An 18,109-nucleotide genomic window follows, 5' to 3' on the forward strand; every position below is an offset into this window, starting at 1 on the left:
CATCGTCCCGTCACTGGCCCGGAGGTCCGGATGTCGCCCTTGTGCTCGCGCCCGTTGCGTCCCCTGTTGCTGTTGTCGCTGTCCCTGGGCTGGGGCGCCGTCGCCGTCGCCAACCCCTGGCCCGGGGTCGAGCGCCCGAGCGCCGGTCCGGCGCAGGTCATCGGCGCCCCGGCCAATGGCTGTCTCGCCGGTGCCGTGGCACTGCCCGCGAGCGGGGTCGGTTATCTCGACGTACGCCGTTGGCGTGGTCGCTACTACGGCCATCCGCGTCTGCTCGCGCTGATCGAGGCGCTCGGCCGGGCGCAGCAGGCGCGCGACGAGCGGCTGGTGATGGTCGGCGATCTCTCGCAGCCGCGCGGCGGGCGGATGTCCGGCGGTCATCGCAGCCACCAGCACGGGCTCGACGTCGACCTGTGGCTGACCCTGGCGGCGTCGCCGACCGATGCGCGAGCGCTGCTCGACGAGGGCGACCCGCCGAGCCTGGTCGGCGGCGATCGGGTCAACGGGCGCTGGGGCGAGGATGCGCGCTTTCTCATCGAGTGGGCGGCGCGCCGACCCGAGGTCGACCGTCTGTTCGTCAACCCGGCGATCAAGCGCGCGCTCTGTGACGCCACCGGTGGCGCCGGCGACTGGCTGCGCAAGGTACGCCCGTGGTGGGGACACGACGCCCACACGCACGTGCGTCTGGCCTGCCCGGAGGACAGCCCGACCTGCGAGCCGCAGTCGCCGATCCCGGCGGGGCCGGGCTGTGGCGCCGAACTCGACTGGTGGTTCAGCGCCGAGGCGCGTAGCCCGGGCGGCGGAGGGCGCGCCGTCGAGCCGACCCCGCCGGCGGCCTGCGCGCGGTTGTTGCGCGCCCCCTGAACCGGTCCGCCCGATGACGCGCCAGCCCGCTGGCCATGCGGGCTCGGCGCGTTTCGCTGTACCCGTTGCATGGCTTCCGGTATGTTTCTCGCATGCGTCTCGAAAAGATCAAACTCGCCGGCTTCAAGTCCTTCGTCGACCCCACCAGCGTCGCCTTCCCCAGCAACCTCGTCGGGGTGGTCGGCCCCAACGGCTGTGGCAAGTCCAACGTGATCGACGCGGTGCGCTGGGTGATGGGCGAGAGCTCGGCGAAGATGCTGCGCGGCGAGTCGATGGCCGACGTCATCTTCAACGGCAGCACCGGGCGCAAGCCGGTGGGCACGGCGAGCATCGAGCTGGTGTTCGACAACAGCGATGGTCGCGCCGGCGGCGAGTACGCGCGCTTCGCGCAGATCTCGGTCAAGCGTCAGGTCACCCGCGACGGCCAGTCGACCTACTTCCTCAACGGCGCGCGCTGTCGTCGGCGCGACATCCAGGACCTCTTCCTCGGCACCGGCCTGGGGCCGCGCTCCTACGCCATCATCGAGCAGGGGATGATCTCGCGGATCATCGAGGCCCGCCCCGAGGACCTGCGTCTGTTCCTCGAGGAGGCCGCCGGCATCTCCAAGTACAAGGAGCGCCGCCGCGAGACCGAGAACCGGATGCGCCACACCCGCGAGAACCTGGAGCGGCTCGACGACCTGCGCGAGGAGGTCGGCAAGCAGCTCGAACACCTCGAGCGCCAGGCCGCCACCGCCGAGAAGTACACCCGGCTCAAGGCCGAGGAACGCCAGCTCGGGCTCGAACTCAAGGCGTTGCGCTGGCGCGCGCTGGCCACCGAGATCGCCACCGACGATCGGCGCATCGCCGAGGCCGAGACCGGCGCCGAGGGCCATCTCGCCGAGCAGCGCCGGGTCGAGTCCGCGCTCGAGCAGCGTCGCGCGGCGCGCGCCGAGGCCGGCGAGGTCTTCAACAGGGTCCAGGAGCAGTTCTACGCGGTGGGCGCCGAGATCGCCCGCACCGAGCAGGCGATCGAGTTCGCCAGCCAGGCGCGCGCGCGCACCGAGTCCGAGCTGGCGCGGCTCGACCAGGAACAGGGCGACGCGGTGCGTCATCTCGAACGCGATCGCGCCCGTCTGGTCGAGCTGGAGCAGGCGCTCGCCGCCGACGAGCCCGAGCTGGCCCGCGCCGAGCAAGCGCTCGCCGAGGTTGCCGGCTCGGTGATGACCGCCGAGGAGCAACTGCGGGTGTGGGAGGCGGAGTGGGACCGCTTCAACCGCGAGGCGGCGCAGCCGGCCGAGCAGGCGCAGGTCGAGCGCGCGCAGATCAATGCCATCGAGCAGCGGATCGAACGCGATCGCGAGCGGCTGCGCCGGATCGAGGAGGAGGTCTCGCGGCTGCGCTCGGCCGACGTCCACGAGCGTATCGAGGTGCTGGAGGAACAGGAAGAGGTCTCTCTGGCGCGGATCGACGACTTCGAGCAGCGCCAGCACACCCACGCCGAGACGCTCGCCGAGCACGATCGGGCGCTGCGCGCGCTCGCCGCCGAACTCGATCAGGTCCGCACCGAGCTGCAGCAGACCAAGGGGCGTCACGCCTCCCTGCAGGCGCTGCAGGAGGCGGCGCTGGCCGAGGCCGACGGCGCGCGCGCGCAGTGGCTCGCCGAGGCCGGGCTGGAGGACGCGCCCCGTCTGCTCGACGGGCTGACGGTCGAGCCGGGCTGGGAGCGGGCGATCGAGTGCGTGCTCGGCGAGCGTCTCGGCGCGCTCGGTTGCGCCCAGCCGCAGCGCCTGCTCGCGCGCCCCGAGTCGATCCCGCCGGGGATGATGCTGTTCGACACAGCAGCAGTCGCCGAGCCCGCGCCGGCCCATGCCCTGGCGGCGCGGGTGCGTGGCGGCGGTCCCCTGACCGCGCTGCTCGCCGGGGCATGGGCCGCCGAGGACCTGGAGCAGGCGCTCGCCGATCGCGCCGGGCTTGCCGCCGGCGCGTACTGGGTGACCCGCGAGGGGCTGCGCGTCGGTCGCGACTGGTGGTGCGCGCCGCCGAGCGGCGACGATGGCGTGCTGGCGCGCGCCGAGGCGATCCGCGGTCTCGAGCAGCGGCTCGATGATCTGGCGGCGCGCGAGCAGGCGCTGCTCGAGGACGACGAGCAGCGTCGCGCCGCGCGCGCCGAGGCCGAGCAGGCGCGTGCTGCGAGCGCCGCCACCCTCGCCGAGTACCAGCGCGAGCTCTCCACGCTGCGCTCCGAGCTGGCCGGGTTGCGCACCCGTGACGAGCACCAGCGTGCCCGTCTGCAGGCGCTCGCCGAGGAGCGGACCGAGCTCGAGGAGCAGCGCGCCGAGGCGCTGCTGGAGATGGAGGACCGGCGCGAGCGCTTGCACGACCTGCTCGCCGAGGTCGACGCCCTGGCCGAGCGGCGCGAGTCGCTCGACGGCGAACGCGAGCGGCTGCGCGCGGTGGTCGCCGAGGGGCGCGAGCGCGAGCGTGGCTGTCGCGAACAGGCGCAGACGCTGCGGGTGCGGGTCGAGTCCAACCGCACCGCGCAGACCGCCACCCGTCACAGCCTGGACCGCGCCGAGGAGCGCGGCGCCCAGCTCGCCGAGCGCCGCGAGACCCTGCTCGACAGCCTGGAATCCGGGGTCGAGCCGCTCGCCGAGCAGCGCGAGCGGCTGGAGGAGCAGCTTGAACTGCGCCTCGAGGTCGAGGCCCGGCTGGGCGAGGCGCGTGCCCGGGTCGAGACCCTCGAGGCCGAGCAGCGCGCGCTCGAACAGGAACGCCAGCGTCTCGAACAGCTGCTCGCCGGCGCCCATCAGGGCTTGGATGCGCTGCGCCTGGCGCGACAGGAGCGGTTGGTACGCCAGCGCACCCTGGAGGAACAGCTCGCCGAGTCCGCCGCCAACGCCCCGGCGCTGCTCGAGGGTCTCGACCCCGAGGCCACCGAGGAGGTCTGGCAGCAACGCCTGACCCAGACCGGCAATCGCATCCAGCGACTCGGCGCGATCAACCTCGCCGCCATCGACGAGTTCAAGGAACAGTCGCAGCGCAAGACCTATCTCGACGCCCAGCATGCCGACATCTCCGACTCGCTCGAGACCCTGGAGCAGGCGATCCGCAAGATCGACCGCGAGACCCGCACCCGCTTCAAGGCGACCTACGAGCAGGTCAACAGCGGCTTCCAGGCCATCTTCCCGCGGCTGTTCGGCGGCGGTCACGCCTATCTGGAGCTGACCGACGACGACCTGCTGGAGACCGGGGTGAGCGTGATGGCGCGCCCGCCGGGCAAGCGCAACTCCAGCATCCATCTGCTCTCCGGCGGCGAGAAGGCGCTCACCGCGGTGGCCCTGGTGTTCGCCATCTTCGAGTTGAACCCGGCGCCCTTCTGCATGCTCGACGAGGTCGACGCCCCGCTCGACGACGCCAACGTCGGGCGCTTCTGCGAGCTGGTGCGCTCGATGTCCGACCGGGTGCAGTTCATCTTCATCAGCCACAACAAGGTGACCATGGAGATCGCCGACCACCTGCTCGGCGTCACCATGCACGAGCCCGGCGTCTCGCGCCTGGTCGCCGTCGACGTCGACGAGGCGGTGCGTCTGGCGGCGGTGTGAGAGCGAGCGACCAGCGACCAAGGGATTGAACCGCCAAGGCGCGAAGGACGCAAAGAAAAGTCCATGCTTACCGCTTCAGCACTGGCGCCAATCCCCGCTGGTGGCTGCTTGCTGGTAGCTGATCACTTTGTTCATCCTTTGCGCCCTTTGTGTCTTTGCGGTTCACCGTTACTGATCGCGCTCGCGCGGCGCTGCCCCTCTACAGCGCCGGGCCTTGGCATTGTTATACTCATGCGCACGAAAACGCGGGCCTGGGGCCGAGTCGCGCCATGGCCGTCCGCTGGAATCCCGCGCCTCTGCGCGGGGCGAGATCCCGTCACCCGTGCAGCAACCGAGAGCCGAATGGACGCCGATACGCTTCGCCTGATTCTGTTGGTCGTGGGGGCCATCCTGATCCTTGCCCTCTATCTCTGGGAGCGTGGTCACGAGCTCGAGGACCCCGCCGGTCCCGATGACGATGACGACGCCGGGCCCGCGCGCGCCTCGACCCGCGCCAAGCGCGAGCCGGCGCTCGGCGACTTCGATGCCGGTGACGAGCCGCGCGATCCCCGTCATCGTGAGGCGCGAGAGGACGCCCCCGAGGACTTCGATGACGCGCTCGAGGCCGCGCACCAGCAGGCGCTCGAGCCGCCTGCGCCCTTGTTGCTGCAGGTGAGCGTGGTCGCCCCGGACGAACGGCCCTTCACCGGCGAGGCGCTGATGGACGTGGCCGAGACCTGTGGCCTGCACCCCGGCGAGATGGAGATCTTCCACTACACCGATACCCTCGACGGCGAGCCGCGTTACGCCTTCAGCATGGCCAACATGGTCAAACCCGGTATCTTCCCTTTCGATGAGATGGAGACCTTCTCCACCCCCGGGCTGTTGCTGTTCGCCCAGCTCGAGGGTGAGCCGGAGGATATGGCGGTGTTCGACGAGATGATCGCCACCGCCCGCAAGCTCGCCACCATGCTCGACGGCGAGGTCCACGACGATCACCGCAAACCGCTGTCGATCAAGAAAGAAGAAGAGATGCGCCGCGCAGTGCGTGAGAACGAGCGCCTGTGGGCCGGAGTGACCCTGAATTGAACCCGCCCGATTCGGCGCGCGCCCGCGCCGAGGCGCTGCGCGCCGAACTGCTCCACCACAACTATCGCTATTACGTGCTCGACGATCCGGAGATCCCGGACGACGCGTACGATCGTCTGTTGCGCGAGCTGCAGGCGCTCGAGGCCGAATACCCCGAGCTGGTCAGCCCCGACTCACCGACCCAGCGTGTCGGCGCCGAGCCGCTGGCGGCCTTCGCCGAGGTCGAGCACCGGTTGCCGATGCTCTCGCTCGACAACGCCAAGAGCACCGAGGAGCTGGCCGCCTTCGCCACCCGGGTAGGCAGGGCGCTCGGGCGCGAGGCAGTCGACTTCGTCGCCGAGCCCAAGCTCGACGGGCTGGCGATTAATCTCACCTACGAGGACGGGGTGCTGAGCCGTGCCGCCACCCGGGGCGACGGTCGCCGCGGCGAGGATGTCACCGCTCAGGTGCGGACCGTGCGCAGCGTGCCGCTACGGCTGCGCGGCGCCGACTGGCCGCACCTGCTCGAGGTGCGCGGCGAGATCGTGCTGCCGACCGCAGGCTTCGTCCGGCTCAATGCGCGGATGCGCGAGAGCGATCAGCGCACCTTCGCCAACCCGCGCAACGCCGCCGCCGGCAGCCTCCGTCAGCTCGACCCCGCGGTCACCGCGACCCGACCGCTGGCCTTCGTCTGCTACGGCTTCGGCGCGGTCGAGGGCGGGCCGGCGTGCGCGACCCAATATGAGATGCTGCAGGCACTGCGCGATTGGGGACTGCCGCTCTCGCCGCAGCTCGAACGGGTGCGCGGGCTGGACGGCTGCGATGCCTACCAGCGCCGCATCGGCGCGCTGCGCGAACAGCTGCCCTATGACATCGACGGGGTGGTGTTCAAGGTCGACGCGCTGGCCGATCAGGCCTCCCTCGGCTTCGTCGCCCGCGCGCCGCGCTGGGCGATCGCCTTCAAATACCCGGCCCAGGAGGCGCTCACCCGGGTCGAGGCGGTCGAGTTCCAGGTCGGGCGCACCGGCGCCGTCACCCCGGTGGCACGGCTCGCCCCGGTCCAGGTCGGCGGGGTCACGGTCGCCAACGCGACCCTGCACAACATGGACGAGGTGGTGCGCAAGGACGTGCGCATCGGTGACACCGTCTATGTGCGGCGCGCCGGGGATGTCATCCCCGAGGTGGTGCGGGTGCTGGTCGAGCGCCGTCCCGCAGACGCCGAGGCGGTGGCGCTGCCCGCGCACTGCCCGGTGTGCGGGGCCGATGTCGTCCGTCCCGAGGGCGAGGCGGTGGCGCGCTGCTCCGGCGGGCTCTATTGCCCGGCGCAGCGCAAGGAGGCGCTCAAGCACTTCGCCTCGCGTCGCGCGCTCGACATCGAGGGGCTGGGCGACAAGCTGATCGATCAGCTCGTCGAGCGCGAGCTGGTGCACGGACCGGCCGATCTGTTCCGGCTCGATCAGGCACGGCTCGCCGGGCTCGAACGCATGGGCGAGAAATCGGCGGCGAACCTGATCGCCGCGCTCGATCGCGCCCGCTCGACCGATCTCGCCCGCTTCGTCTATGCGCTCGGCATCCGCGAGGTCGGCGAGAGCACGGCGCGCGCGCTGGCGCGTGGCTTCGGTTCGCTGGACGCGCTGATGGCGGCGCGCGAGGGCGACTTCGTGCAGCGGCGCGGGGTGCGCGGGATCGGTCCGGTGACCGCCGCGGCCCTGGCCGCGGCCCTGGCCGAGTCCGCCGATCCAGCCCCGGGGACGAGGCCGGTCGACTGGCTGCTCGGTCTCGGCGTACGCGGCCTGATCCGGCCTCGCGCCGAGACGCTGGTCGAGCACTTCGGCACCCTCGAGGCGCTGCGCGCGGCCGGCGCCGAGGACCTGCGCGCCGAGACCCGGAGCCTGATCGAGGGCATCGGTCCGGTGGTCGCGGCGCACATCGTCGCCTTCTTCGCCCAGCCGCACAATCGCGAGGCGATCGCGGCCTTGCGCGAGGTCGGCGTGCACTGGCCGGAGCAGGGCGCGGCGGAGGCCGATGACGCCCCGGTCGAGCCCGAAGCCCGACCGCTCGCCGGTCTGACCCTGGTCATCACCGGCACCCTGAGCCGCCCCCGGCCCGAGATCAAGGCGTGGGTCGAGTCGCTGGGCGCGCGGGTGAGCGGCAGCCTCTCGGGCAAGACCGACTATCTGCTCGCCGGCGAGGCCGCCGGCTCCAAGCTCGCCCGCGCCCGCGATCTCGGCGTCGAGGTCCTCGACGAGGCCGGCCTCGAGGCGCTGATCGGCGGCGCTGGGTAGGGGCGCCAGCCGCCAGTCGCCAGCAAATTGAACCGCTAAGACTCAAAGGGCGCAAAGAAAGCGTTTTAAAAGCGCTTTAGCGGCCGCTTTTCATGTGGAAGCTGGTACTCGACGACAGCGGTAAAGACGATCGAGACGAGCAGGGGAGGCTCTGCCCGCCAGTCACCAGTTGGTGGGCGGGCTCGTCTGTCGCCGCTGACGCCGGTGTGCACGCCCACTGGCGGCTGGGGGCTGATCGCTGGTAGCTGGCGACTGTCGCCCCTTCCCCCATTGCCCGGCGGCGGCGGCTGATGCAAGATTGGGGCGCGGGCTGGCGGTCTCGCCCGCGGGGTTTCACGGCGGCATGCCGCCCTCACCGCAGGGATCGATCATGAGCGAACTGTCCCCCGAGCAGCAGATCCTGATCACCATGCGCAAGACGCTGACCGCGATCGTGCGTGATCTCACTCCGCCGCAGGGGATGCGCCATCCTCTCTCGGCCTCCACCATCGACGACGTGCGTCGCTGTCTCGGCATGATCGCCGAGCGCGAGCGTCTGCTCGCCGAGCGCGACGGGCGCGGCGGCGAGCGTCCGGTCTATGCCGATCAGCCCGGCGCGGCGCAGGTGGTGCCGATCGACAGCCTCAGGTCGCGCAAGGACTGAGCCGGTGAGGAGCCAAAACCGGTGCGCGGTCGGGCTGGCCGTGCTGGCGGCGCTGTGGGGCGGCGGCGCGGTGGGCGATGACGGCCTGAGTTTCCCGGTCGATCCGCCCTGGGACTATGTCGGCGACGCCGGCCCGGAGCACTGGGGGGAGTTGGATCCGTCCTTCGCCACCTGCGCCGAGGGGCGTTCGCAGTCGCCGATCGATATCCGTGGTGCGCGCCGCATCGTCTACACGCCGCTGCTGTTTCGCTATCGCTCGCACCTGCTCGAGCTGGTCAACACCGGGCGGGGGATCCGACTGCTCACGCCGCCGGGGAGCGCGCTGGTGATCCGGGGCAGCGCCTACGATCTCTCCTACGTTGACTTCCATGTCCCTGGCGAGCACCGCATCGAGGGCGAGCGTTACGATGCCGAGCTGCAGCTGGTGCATCATGATCGTCAGGGTGGTCATGCGGTGGTGGCGGTGGGCCTGCGCGCCGCCGAGCGCGACAATCGCATCTTCGAGCGTATCCTCGATCATCTGCCGGCGCGCCCGGGCGAACGCACACGTCATCGTCAGATCGGGGTCAATCCGCTCTTCCTGCTGCCGCTCGATCGCGGCTATTTCCGCTATCACGGTTCGCTCACCCAGCCGCCGTGCCGCGAGTCGGCGCTGTGGCTGGTGTTCGGTGAGCCGCTCGAGGTGGGGGTGCGGCAGCTGCAACGGCTGCGTGCCGTGATCGGCGAGAATGCCCGCCCGGTTCAGCCGCGCAACGGGCGCGAGGTGCTGGCGCTGCCGCGCTACTGAACCGGGCGGGGGTGTCCCGCGTCCCGCCGGGACGCGGGGACTCGGGTCAATCCTCCTTGGGCGTGACCGTGACGATCTCCTCGTTGAGCTCGACCATGGCGCCGTCACGCATCTCGGTGAGCTGCTCGCCGAGCGCGCGACGCTTGAGCATGGCGCTGAGCTGCGGCTTGGCATCCTCGAAGCTCGGCGGCTCGGCCTTGCGGGTTTCCTGCAGTTCGATGACGTGCCAGCCGAACTGGGTCTGCACCGGCTTCTCGGAGTGGCTGCCGGGCTTCATCTCGGCGACCGCCTCGGCGAAGGGGGCGACCATCTGCCCGGCGTCGAACCAGTCGAGTTCGCCGCCGTTCTTGCCGGTCGGGCCGAGCGAGTGCTCCTTGGCCAGCTCGGCGAAGTCGGCGCCCTTGTCGAGTTGCTTGATCAGCTTCTTGGCCGTCGCCTCGTCCTTGACCAGGATGTGACGGGCCTTGTATTCGGTGCGGGCGGCACGCTCGACGACCTGGTCGTAGGCCTCCTTGAGCGCCTTGTCGGTCGGCTTGATGTCCTCGGCCATGGCGCCGAGCGCGGCGCTGGAGAGCACCTTCATGCGCTGCAGTTCAAGTGCCATGGCGACCTCGCGACTGTCGTCGAGGTCACGCCGCTCGGCCTCCTGGGAGGCCACCACCAGGTTCATGAACTCGTCGAAGGCGCGCTGCTGCACCGCCTGGGTGTCGGCCTCGGGGTTCTGCTGCAGCCGTTCCACATAGAACAGCCGGAAGAGGTCGAGCGGGTACTCGACACCGTTGACGGTGGCGATGACGGTGTCGGCGTCGGGCTCGGCCAGCGCGCTACCCGGTCCGGCGGCGAGCAGTGCGCAGACCAGGAGCGAGAGGGTGGATCTCTTCATGGTGAAACTTCCGTGGGTTGGGGTGAATGGGCAGGTGCCGGATCGCTCACGGGGCGACCTGTCGACGAATCCGCGTTCGGCGCTTTCTGCGACCCCGGACGGCGACGTCGGTTCCTTGGCGTTCAACCCGCCGTGGGCGGAAAGACCTGCTTGAAGGGGCGTACCTCGACCTCGGCGTAGACACCGGCGGCGCGATAGGGGTCGGCCTCGGCCCAGGCACGGGCGGCGTCGAGATCGGGGAATTCGGCGACCACCAGCGAGCCGGTGAAGCCGGCGCTGCCGGGGTCGGCGGCGTCGATCGCCGGGTGCGGACCGGCGAGCACCAGGCGCCCGGCGTCGTGCAGTTCGCGCAGTCGCTCGAGGTGCGCGGGGCGGGCCTTGAGGCGGCGTTCGAGGCTGTCCGGGGTATCGACGGCGATGATGGCATAGAGCACGTCAGTCGGCCTCCTGCGGGCGGGGTTCGTCTTCGATGTGACGGGCGAGATAGAACGCCTGGAGCAGCACGAAGACCAAGGTCATCCCCATCATACCGAACAGCTTGAAGTTGACCCAGATCTCCTCGCTGGCCTGGGCGCTGGTGCAGAGCGCGAGCAGCTCGCCCTGGAACTGGGCGGCGCAGCTGCTGAGGTCGACACTGGCAAGCCCGCTGCCGGCGAGCAGCGTTTGATGGGCGGCGAAGAAGCCGCTGGCGACATAGACCACGAACAGGTTGGTCAGTCCGAGCACCAGGAAGAAGACGACCCACATCAGGTTGAGCCGGCGCCACACCACCGGTTCGACGCTGACCGCGTGCCCCATGGTGCGCTCGACCAGGGTGCGTTGGCCGACCAGTTGGCTGGCGAGGAAGGCCGCGGCGAACAGCCAGTTGACGATGGTCGGCTTCCACATCACGAAGATCGGGTCGCGCAGGGCGAGGGTCATGCCGCCGAACACCACCAGCAGCCCCAGGGTGACCAGGTGCATGGTCTCGACCCGGCGCTGGCGCCACCAGGTCCAGCCGAGCTGCAGCGCCGCGGCGAGGATCGCCACCGTGGTGGCGACATAGATGCCGGCGAGCTTGTAGGCGACGAAGAACAGCAGGATGGGGAAAAAGTCGATCAGCAGTTTCATGGTGTGTGGTGGTGTCCTTCGTTGGCCTCTGGTCCGTGCCCGGCGCCGGATGGTCGCGCGACCGCTCCGGCGGCACCCGACTCCTCTTCAAGAGCATACGGGCAAGGGCCGGTCGCGGTAAATGGGGCCGCGCCGGCGTTGTAATCAACAGGGGCGGGCGCTGTATAGTGCCCGCTCGTCCTGAAGGCTTTGATTCGAGAGGAGGTGTGGATGGAATCCATGACGACATGGATCGGGGTGCTCAACGGCTGGGTCTGGGGGCCGCCGATGCTGGTGTTGATCCTCGGCACCGGGCTGTTCCTGCTGCTCGGCCTGCGGCTGATGCCCTGGCTCCGGCTCGGCTACGGCTTTCGCATGCTGTGGTCGGGACGGCGTGGGCGTGGCGAGGGGGACATCACCCCGTTCAACGCGCTGATGACCTCGCTGTCGGCAACCGTCGGGACCGGCAACATCGCCGGTGTCGGCACGGCGATCGCGATCGGCGGTCCCGGGGCGCTGTTCTGGATGTGGTGCACCGCACTGGTGGGCATGGCGACCAAGTATGCCGAGGGCGTGCTGGCGGTGAAGTACCGCGAGGTCGACGCCAAGGGCAACCATGTCGGCGGTCCGATGTACTACATCAAGAACGGTCTCGGGCGGCGCTGGTTGTGGCTGGGCGCGGCCTTTGCCGTGTTTGGTGCCATGGCCGGGTTCGGTATCGGCAACATGGTGCAGGCCAACTCGGTGGCCGACGCGCTCAACTCCAAGTTCGCGCTGCCCAAGGCCTGGGTCGGCGGGGTGATGGCGCTGTTGGTCGGGCTGGTGCTGATCGGCGGTATCCGCTGGATCGCCCAGGTCGCCGGCAAGCTGGTGCCCTTCATGGCGATCGCCTATGTGCTCGGCGGGCTGGTGGTGCTCGGGCTCAATGCCGAGGCGCTGCCCGGTGCGGTGGTGCAGATCGTCGAGTATGCCTTCTCGCCCACCGCCGCGGTCGGCGGGTTCGCCGGCGCGACCGTGATGATGGGCATCCAGATGGGGGTGGCACGCGGCGTCTTTTCCAACGAGGCCGGGCTCGGCAGCGCGCCGATCGCGCACGCCGCGGCGAAGAACGACAACCCCGTGCAGCAGGGCACCATCGCCATGCTCGGCACCTTCATCGACACCCTGATCATCTGCACCATCACCGGGCTGGTGATCATGGTCACCGGCGCCTGGACCAGTGGTGAGACCGGCGCCAGCCTCTCGACCGCGGCCTTCGGCGCCGGTCTGCCCGGAGTCGGCGGTTATGTGGTGGCGCTGGGTCTGGCGCTGTTCGCCTTTACCACCATCCTCGGCTGGAGCGTCTATGGCGAGCGTTGTGTCGAGTATCTGTTCGGGGTGCGCGCGATCCTGCCGTTCCGGTTGGTGTGGGTGGCGGCGATCCCGGTCGGCGCGATGGTCAAGCTGGAGTTCGTGTGGCTGGTGGCCGACACCCTCAACGCGATGATGGCGCTGCCCAACCTGCTGGCGCTGGTGCTGCTCAGCCCGGTGGTGTTCCGGCTGACGCGCGAGCACTTCGCCCGCGCCTGAGGTCGGGCTCCCGGGGTCAGGCGGCGCCGGAGCCGCCCTGGCAGGGCGGCGACTGCGGTGCGGCGCCGCCCTTCTCGTGCCATTCCTCCGGGGTCCAGGTGTGCTGACTGAGTGCGTGCAGGCCCTGCTCGAACTCGTCGGCGAGCAGGCTGTTGATGGCTCGGTGACGCTCGATCAGCGGCTGTCCGGAGAAGCCCTCGCTGACCACCAGCAGCTTGAAGTGCGACTCGGCGTCGGGGGCGACGGCGTGCATGTAGCTCTCGTCGACCACGTCGAGGTGCATGGGGTCGAATGCCTCGCGGATGCGGCGCTCGATGCGGGTCCGTCGGTTCATTGCTCATCTCTCCCTTGGTTCGATTGGATCGGCGGCGCTGCGCCGCCGGTGATCTCGATGTGCTCGGTCCAGCGCAGTGACTGTTGCATGGTCGCCAGGACCTGATCGAGCGCGGGGTCGTGACGCGGATCGGCGAGCGCGGCGTGGTCGATGCCCTCGACCCGGCCATAGAGCGCGCGGCGCAGGTGCTCGCGGGTGTGGATCTGGTGGCGCAGGTCCTCGATGAGGTGTTCGAGTTCGCTGCGGGTGGGCGCCTGACCGAGGGTATGGAACAGCTCGGCGAGCGCGGTGAACAGCCCCCGGGCACGAGTATCGAGCCCGAACTCGCGCGGATCCCAGTCGCGCAGCGTGGTGTCGCGTCCGACCCAGACCCGGTAGCTCTCCTTGTGCAGGGCGTGATAGAGCGCCTGCTCCGAGATCAGGAACACCAGCAGATGATGCCGGTTGGCGTCGTAGGGGGCGTCGCGTACCTGCCAACGGCACTCGCGCACCAAGCGATGGATGCGGATGTGTTCGCGGAAGTCGGCGGCCTGGAGCTGGTCGAGGATGAGCACCGTCGGTTCACCCTCGCTCTGCGCGCAGGCCTCGCTGACGGCAAGGTCCAGGGGCGCGATCGGCGGTTCCTCGCGACCGAGTTCGTCGCGGCTCGGTGGCAGGATCACCTCGGGCTGGGGAGGATGGGCGTCGGTGAAGTCGTGATAGACGATCTGGTCCATCCCCAGTGCCCGGGCCAGGGCGTTGGCGAAGGCGCTCTTGCGTCGGCCACCGTCGCCGGCGACATTGAGCGCGCGCAGCCCGCGCGGCCTGCTCTCGAGCAGACAGCGGATCTCGAATTCGTAGTCGTCGTTCGACTCGAACCCGTGCTCGGCCATGCGTTCGCGCAGACTGGACATGTACGGATGATAGCCGCTTGGTCGCGGCGGGAGCCAGCCTTCCAGCCGTCGGGCATTTGAGCCGCCGAGATATCAGCGACCAGCTATCAGCCTCCAGCGACCAGCGACCAGCGACCAGCGATCAGCCTCCAGCCTCCAGCCTCCAGCCTCCAGCCTCCAGTCGGGGAGACTGCGACTTGCCCGGTCTGCGGATCTGCAGACCGTTCGCTTGCTTTGCGTCCTTCGTGCCTTCGCGGTTCAATCCATGCTGGCGGCTGGCGGCTGGCGGCTGGCGGCTGGCGGCTGGCGGCTGGCGGCTGGCGGCTGGCGGCGCCCAACCTAGCCGCCGGCGTCCGTCTTGGCAAGCAGGGCGTTGAGGCGCGCGACCTCGGCCTCGGCCTCGACCTGGTTGGTGACGTCGTGCTGGATGCCGAGGTAGTAGATCAGCCGCCCCTCGCGGTCGAACAGCGGGCGGATGGTGAAGCGGTTGTAGAAGCGGCTGCCGTCCTTGCGGTAGTTGCGCAGGGTGACGGTCACCGGGTGGTTGCCGACCATCGCCTCGCGGATCTGCGCCACCCCTTCCTGATCGTGGTCCTCGCCCTGAAGGAAGCGACAGTTACGTCCGAGGATCTCCTCGCGGCTGTAGCCGGTGATCAACTCGAAGGCGGTGTTGGCATAGACGATGGGGTTGTCGTCCTGGTCGGGGTCGGAGAGGGTGATACCGTTGACGCAGGTGTCGAGGATCTGCGAGAGCACGAAGGGGATCACCCCCGCATCTTTGTCGACGACGAATTCCATGTGGTGACCTCGCTACAAGATTGATGGATCGTGCCTCGCCGGGTGTTTGCCTCAGTGCTGCGATACGGCTGTCGGGGCCTGTTCGAGCAGCCCCCTGATGTTGCCGACGACGCGCTCGCCGCCTTCCTGGATGGCGGCGCGGATCAGCTTCTCGAAGGGACGCATGAACAGCTCGAGCCGCGACAGTTCGAAGACGAAGGTCAGGCGGGTGCCGTCGGCGCTCGGCTCGAAGCGGTAGCTGATGTAGATCGGGGCGCTGAGTCCCTGGAAGTCGATGCGACGGTCCTGCTCGAAGACGCAGACCTCGAAGGTCGCCTCGGTGCGGCGACCGTGATCGACCCGTACCTGTCGGCCGCGGCTGCCCAGCCGGATCGGACCGGGCGAGAGCGCTTCGAGCGAGACCACCTCGGGCGACCAGCGCTGGTAATTGCTGAAGAAGTCGAGGGCGACGAAGGCGAAGACCTGATCCGGCGGGCGGGCGATGTGCGTGCTCGCTTGTGTTCTGACCATGGGTATCGGCTGCCGTGTGGCTGGAGTCGGCGCGTCCGTGCGCGGGCGGACGCTGGACGGGCATGCGCGATCGGGCCCGAAACGGCCCGCTGGTCTATCTGGCGGCGGGGTGGGGGGAATTCCAGGGGGCGGGTGCCAGTCACCAGTCACCAGTCATCAGCTTCCAGCCACCAGTCATCAGCTTCCAGCCACCAGTCATCAGCTTCCAGCCACCAGTAGGGATGGCGCTATGCTTTCGGCTGCTGGCTGCTGGCTGCTGGCTGCTGGCTGCTGGCTGCTGGCTGCTGGCTGCTGGCTGCGATCAACCCGCCTGCAGCAGTGCGAGGATCTCGGGCTTGTCGTTGAGGCGTGCCCAGTCGGCGGCGGTGTTGCCTTCGAAGTCCTTGAGGGTGCGATCGGCGCCGTGTTTCAGCAGGGTCTCGACGGCGGCGGTGCGGCCCTGGGTGGTGGCCCAGATCAGCGCGGTCCAGCCCTTGGTCTGCTCCTGGTGGTCGATCATCGCGCCCTGCTGCAACAGCATCTCGACGATCTCGGCGTGGTTGTTGGAGGCGGCGAGCATCATCGCGGTGTAGCCGCCCTTGTCCTCGGCGTCGACGGTGGCGCCGGCGGCGAGCAGGCGCTCGACCACGGCGGTGTGACCGTTGAGCGCGGCCTTCATCAGCGGGGTCCAGTCACAGCTGTCGCGCACGTCGGGGCGTCCGGTGCGCGAGAGCAGTCCATCGAGCGCGCCGAGATCGCCCTGTTCGGCGAACTCGAGCAGGGCGGGGTCGCCCGCCCCCTGGTCGTCCGGACCGCCGCAGCCGGTGAGGGCGGCGAGCAGCAGGGTGACGAGAAGGAGAATGCGTGCGGGAGTCATGGCGTTTTCCGAGTTGAATGATTGGTTATTATTCACCCGGCCTGACGTCCCGCGACAATGCGAATCCGCAATCTGGCGCCGTTACAGCAGTCCGCGACAGAGGCCGTCGTGACACTGCACCAGGATGCTGTCGGTGCCCTCGCAGGGGACCTTGTGGATCTCGCCATCGGAGCGGTTGTCGATCAGCACCGCGCCCTCGTCGGTCAACACGCAACCGCGCAATCTCGCATATTGCTCGGCATAGGCCGCCCAGGTGACGTCACGCTGCTGCGGGGTGAGGCTGAGCATCTGGGTCTGCGCCTGCGGCGGCTCGGGCGCGAGCGGCGGTGCCTCACGGAGCATCGGTGTGGCGTCGATCACCGGGGCCGGTCCCTGCTGAGGGCGCACGTCTCGCGAGGCGTTCGCCGGGTTGTCGGTCTGTGTCGCTGCAGTCAGCGGTTGGCGCTGTGTGGTCTCGCTGCCCTCGATGGGCGCGGCGGGGATGGCCGCCAGCGTCCCTGCCGGAGTCGCCTCGCCGTCGGTGCTCGGGGCGGGTTGCGGCGGCAGCGGCGGGGCGGCCTCGGCGAGTCGCTGGTGATGGGTCTGCCAGGCCCGTTCGAGCGCGGCGAGCGACTGGGTCAGCAGCGGCTGCAAGCGGCTGGTGACGTCGCGTCGTTCCGGCTCGGGCTGATCGGTGCGTGGGCGGATCAGGGCGGCGGCCGAGGCGACCCGCACGGCAGTCCCCTCGTCGATGAAATAGCTGGCGACCTCGAGTCTGGTGTCGGTCGGCAACTGCCCCGGGGGCAGGTCGAGGACACGGGCGAGCGTCGAGTCGGGCGTGACGGGGCGCTCGAGCAGCAGTCGTTCGGGGTCGCTCTGGGTGATCCGCCAGCCCTTGCTGCGGGCCGCGCCCATCGCCAGCGATCGCACCTGGTCGCGCTCGCTCGCCGCGAGCTGGATCTGGGGCAGGCTCGAGAGGTTGGCCGGGATCAGCGACTGGGGTCGGGTGTCGGGGCCGCTCGCGCAGCCGCCGAGCAGCCAGGCGGCGAGCATGAACAGGGGGAGATGGGCAGCCAGACGTCGGTTCACGCCGAGTCCTCTTGTCGGTTCTGGATGACGGGGAAGAGGCGGTCGCCTGATTGGGGGTGGGGCGACGGGCAGGTCGGACACAGGACCGGCGGTCGCGTGTCCGACCCAGGGGCGGAAATCTACGCCAAGCGTCTGGCGCTGTCGAGCGGGGGAGGGGTCAGGCGGCGCTGCCGTCCTCGCCGATCAGCAGGGTGGTGTCGTTGAGATAGGTGTGCTTGGGAATGACCAGGTTGGTCGGGGCCGGCACGCCCTTGAAGACGCGCGCGGCGAGATCGAAGCGCGAGCCGTGGCAGGGGCAGAAGAAGCCGCCCTTCCAGTCCGCGCCGAGGTCTTCGGGGGCGAACTCGGGGCGGTAGGTCGGCGAGCAGCCGAGGTGGGTGCAGATGCCGATGGCGACCAGATACTCGGGCTTGATCGAGCGGGTCGGGTTCTGGCAGTACTCGGGCTGCTGCGGCACCTCGGAGGCGGGGTCGACCAGCTTGGGGTCGTTGCTCGCCAGCATCTCGAGCATCTTCGGTGTGCGATGCACCACCCACACCGGTTTGCCGCGCCACTTGACGCGCAGCAGCGCGCCGGGCTCGATCTTGCTGATATCGGCCTCGACCGGCGCGCCTGCGGCACGGGCGCGCGCGCTCGGGTTCATCGAGGCGACGAAGGGTACGAGGGCGAAGCCGGCACCGACGGCGCCGACCGCGCTGGTCGCTGCGACCAGCAGGCGACGCCGTGTCTTGTTGACCGCTGTAGCGCTCATGATTCAAGGCTCCTTGTGTGATGCGTATCCCTGCATGGATGTCGGGTGGCGCTCGGGGCAACCGTGATCGCCCGGCGTCCGCTCGGGATGCGTGTCGTTGCGAAAAAGAATCTCTTAACGATGAATCCCAGTGTCTCGCCTTTCTTGACTAAAACACCCTGATATTTGT

Annotated in this window: 17 protein-coding genes; 7 read left to right on the forward strand and 10 right to left on the reverse strand. The window is 69.6% G+C overall.

Annotation, left to right across the window (positions count from 1 at the left end):
- The first annotated feature begins 30 nt into the window (after positions 1–30).
- The 6 genes from mepA to EDC29_RS06895 all read left to right on the forward strand — a co-directional run bounded on the left by mepA (position 31) and on the right by EDC29_RS06895 (position 9,210).
- Positions 31–864: a penicillin-insensitive murein endopeptidase gene (gene mepA, locus EDC29_RS06870; protein ID WP_132229109.1), complete on the forward strand. Its 834-nt coding sequence runs from the start codon at positions 31–33 to the stop codon at positions 862–864.
- A gap of 92 nt (positions 865–956) precedes the next feature.
- Positions 957–4,448 carry a chromosome segregation protein SMC gene (gene smc, locus EDC29_RS06875; protein WP_132229111.1) on the forward strand — a complete coding sequence of 1,164 codons (3,492 nt, stop codon included), beginning with the start codon at positions 957–959 and terminating at the stop codon, positions 4,446–4,448.
- 342 nt (positions 4,449–4,790) lie between these two features.
- Entirely contained in the window at positions 4,791–5,516 is a 726-nt protein-coding gene (locus tag EDC29_RS06880) for a cell division protein ZipA (protein ID WP_123139376.1), read from the forward strand.
- On the forward strand, positions 5,513–7,780 hold the full coding sequence (gene ligA / locus EDC29_RS06885; protein ID WP_132229113.1) for an NAD-dependent DNA ligase LigA: 2,268 nt from the start codon (positions 5,513–5,515) through the stop codon (positions 7,778–7,780). The genes EDC29_RS06880 and ligA overlap by 4 nt, the downstream gene beginning before the upstream one ends.
- A 370-nt stretch (positions 7,781–8,150) precedes the next feature.
- Positions 8,151–8,423, forward strand: coding sequence for a segregation and condensation protein A (locus tag EDC29_RS06890; RefSeq protein ID WP_123139374.1), 273 nt, complete (start codon positions 8,151–8,153; stop codon positions 8,421–8,423).
- Between the two features lie 4 nt (positions 8,424–8,427).
- A complete protein-coding gene (locus EDC29_RS06895) occupies positions 8,428–9,210 on the forward strand; it encodes a carbonic anhydrase (protein WP_123139373.1) in 783 nt (260 codons plus the stop codon).
- Between the two features lie 46 nt (positions 9,211–9,256).
- On the opposite strand, the gene EDC29_RS06900 is transcribed toward EDC29_RS06895, so the two are convergent.
- From EDC29_RS06900 to EDC29_RS06910, 3 genes are all read right to left on the reverse strand, one after another.
- Entirely contained in the window at positions 9,257–10,093 is an 837-nt protein-coding gene (locus EDC29_RS06900; RefSeq protein ID WP_132229115.1) for a peptidylprolyl isomerase, read from the reverse strand.
- A gap of 122 nt (positions 10,094–10,215) precedes the next feature.
- Positions 10,216–10,527 (reverse strand): YciI family protein, encoded by a 312-nt coding sequence (locus EDC29_RS06905; protein ID WP_123139371.1) that lies wholly within the window; start codon positions 10,525–10,527, stop codon positions 10,216–10,218.
- Between the two features lies 1 nt (position 10,528).
- Positions 10,529–11,203 carry an inner membrane-spanning protein YciB gene (locus EDC29_RS06910; RefSeq protein WP_132229117.1) on the reverse strand — a complete coding sequence of 225 codons (675 nt, stop codon included), beginning with the start codon at positions 11,201–11,203 and terminating at the stop codon, positions 10,529–10,531.
- Positions 11,204–11,413: 210 nt separating this feature from the next.
- Between EDC29_RS06910 and EDC29_RS06915 the strand changes: the two genes are divergently transcribed.
- Positions 11,414–12,751 (forward strand): alanine/glycine:cation symporter family protein, encoded by a 1,338-nt coding sequence (locus EDC29_RS06915; protein ID WP_123139369.1) that lies wholly within the window; start codon positions 11,414–11,416, stop codon positions 12,749–12,751.
- A gap of 16 nt (positions 12,752–12,767) precedes the next feature.
- Here EDC29_RS06915 and EDC29_RS06920 read toward each other — a convergent pair whose 3' ends face one another.
- The 7 genes from EDC29_RS06920 to petA all read right to left on the reverse strand — a co-directional run bounded on the left by EDC29_RS06920 (position 12,768) and on the right by petA (position 17,940).
- Entirely contained in the window at positions 12,768–13,085 is a 318-nt protein-coding gene (locus EDC29_RS06920) for a BolA family protein (RefSeq protein ID WP_123139368.1), read from the reverse strand.
- Positions 13,082–13,978, reverse strand: a complete 897-nt coding sequence (locus EDC29_RS06925; RefSeq protein ID WP_123139367.1) for a hypothetical protein — start codon at positions 13,976–13,978, stop codon at positions 13,082–13,084. The genes EDC29_RS06920 and EDC29_RS06925 overlap by 4 nt, the downstream gene beginning before the upstream one ends.
- A 318-nt stretch (positions 13,979–14,296) precedes the next feature.
- Complete coding sequence (locus EDC29_RS06935) at positions 14,297–14,755, reverse strand: PAS domain-containing protein (protein ID WP_132229119.1); 459 nt, start codon at positions 14,753–14,755, stop codon at positions 14,297–14,299.
- Between the two features lie 51 nt (positions 14,756–14,806).
- The gene (locus tag EDC29_RS06940; RefSeq protein ID WP_123139365.1) at positions 14,807–15,265 is read right to left on the reverse strand and encodes an SRPBCC family protein; all 459 of its coding nucleotides are present in this window, start codon (positions 15,263–15,265) and stop codon (positions 14,807–14,809) included.
- A 301-nt stretch (positions 15,266–15,566) separates the two neighbouring features.
- Positions 15,567–16,121, reverse strand: a complete 555-nt coding sequence (locus EDC29_RS06945) for an ankyrin repeat domain-containing protein (RefSeq protein WP_123139364.1) — start codon at positions 16,119–16,121, stop codon at positions 15,567–15,569.
- Positions 16,122–16,202: 81 nt separating this feature from the next.
- Positions 16,203–17,189 (reverse strand): hypothetical protein, encoded by a 987-nt coding sequence (locus tag EDC29_RS06950; protein WP_132229121.1) that lies wholly within the window; start codon positions 17,187–17,189, stop codon positions 16,203–16,205.
- 157 nt (positions 17,190–17,346) lie between these two features.
- A complete protein-coding gene (gene petA / locus EDC29_RS06955; RefSeq protein ID WP_123139362.1) occupies positions 17,347–17,940 on the reverse strand; it encodes a ubiquinol-cytochrome c reductase iron-sulfur subunit in 594 nt (197 codons plus the stop codon).
- Positions 17,941–18,109 lie beyond the last annotated feature (169 nt).

This window comes from Marichromatium gracile (genome assembly GCF_004343155.1).
In the GTDB taxonomy this organism is placed as follows: Bacteria; Pseudomonadota; Gammaproteobacteria; order Chromatiales; family Chromatiaceae; genus Marichromatium; species Marichromatium gracile.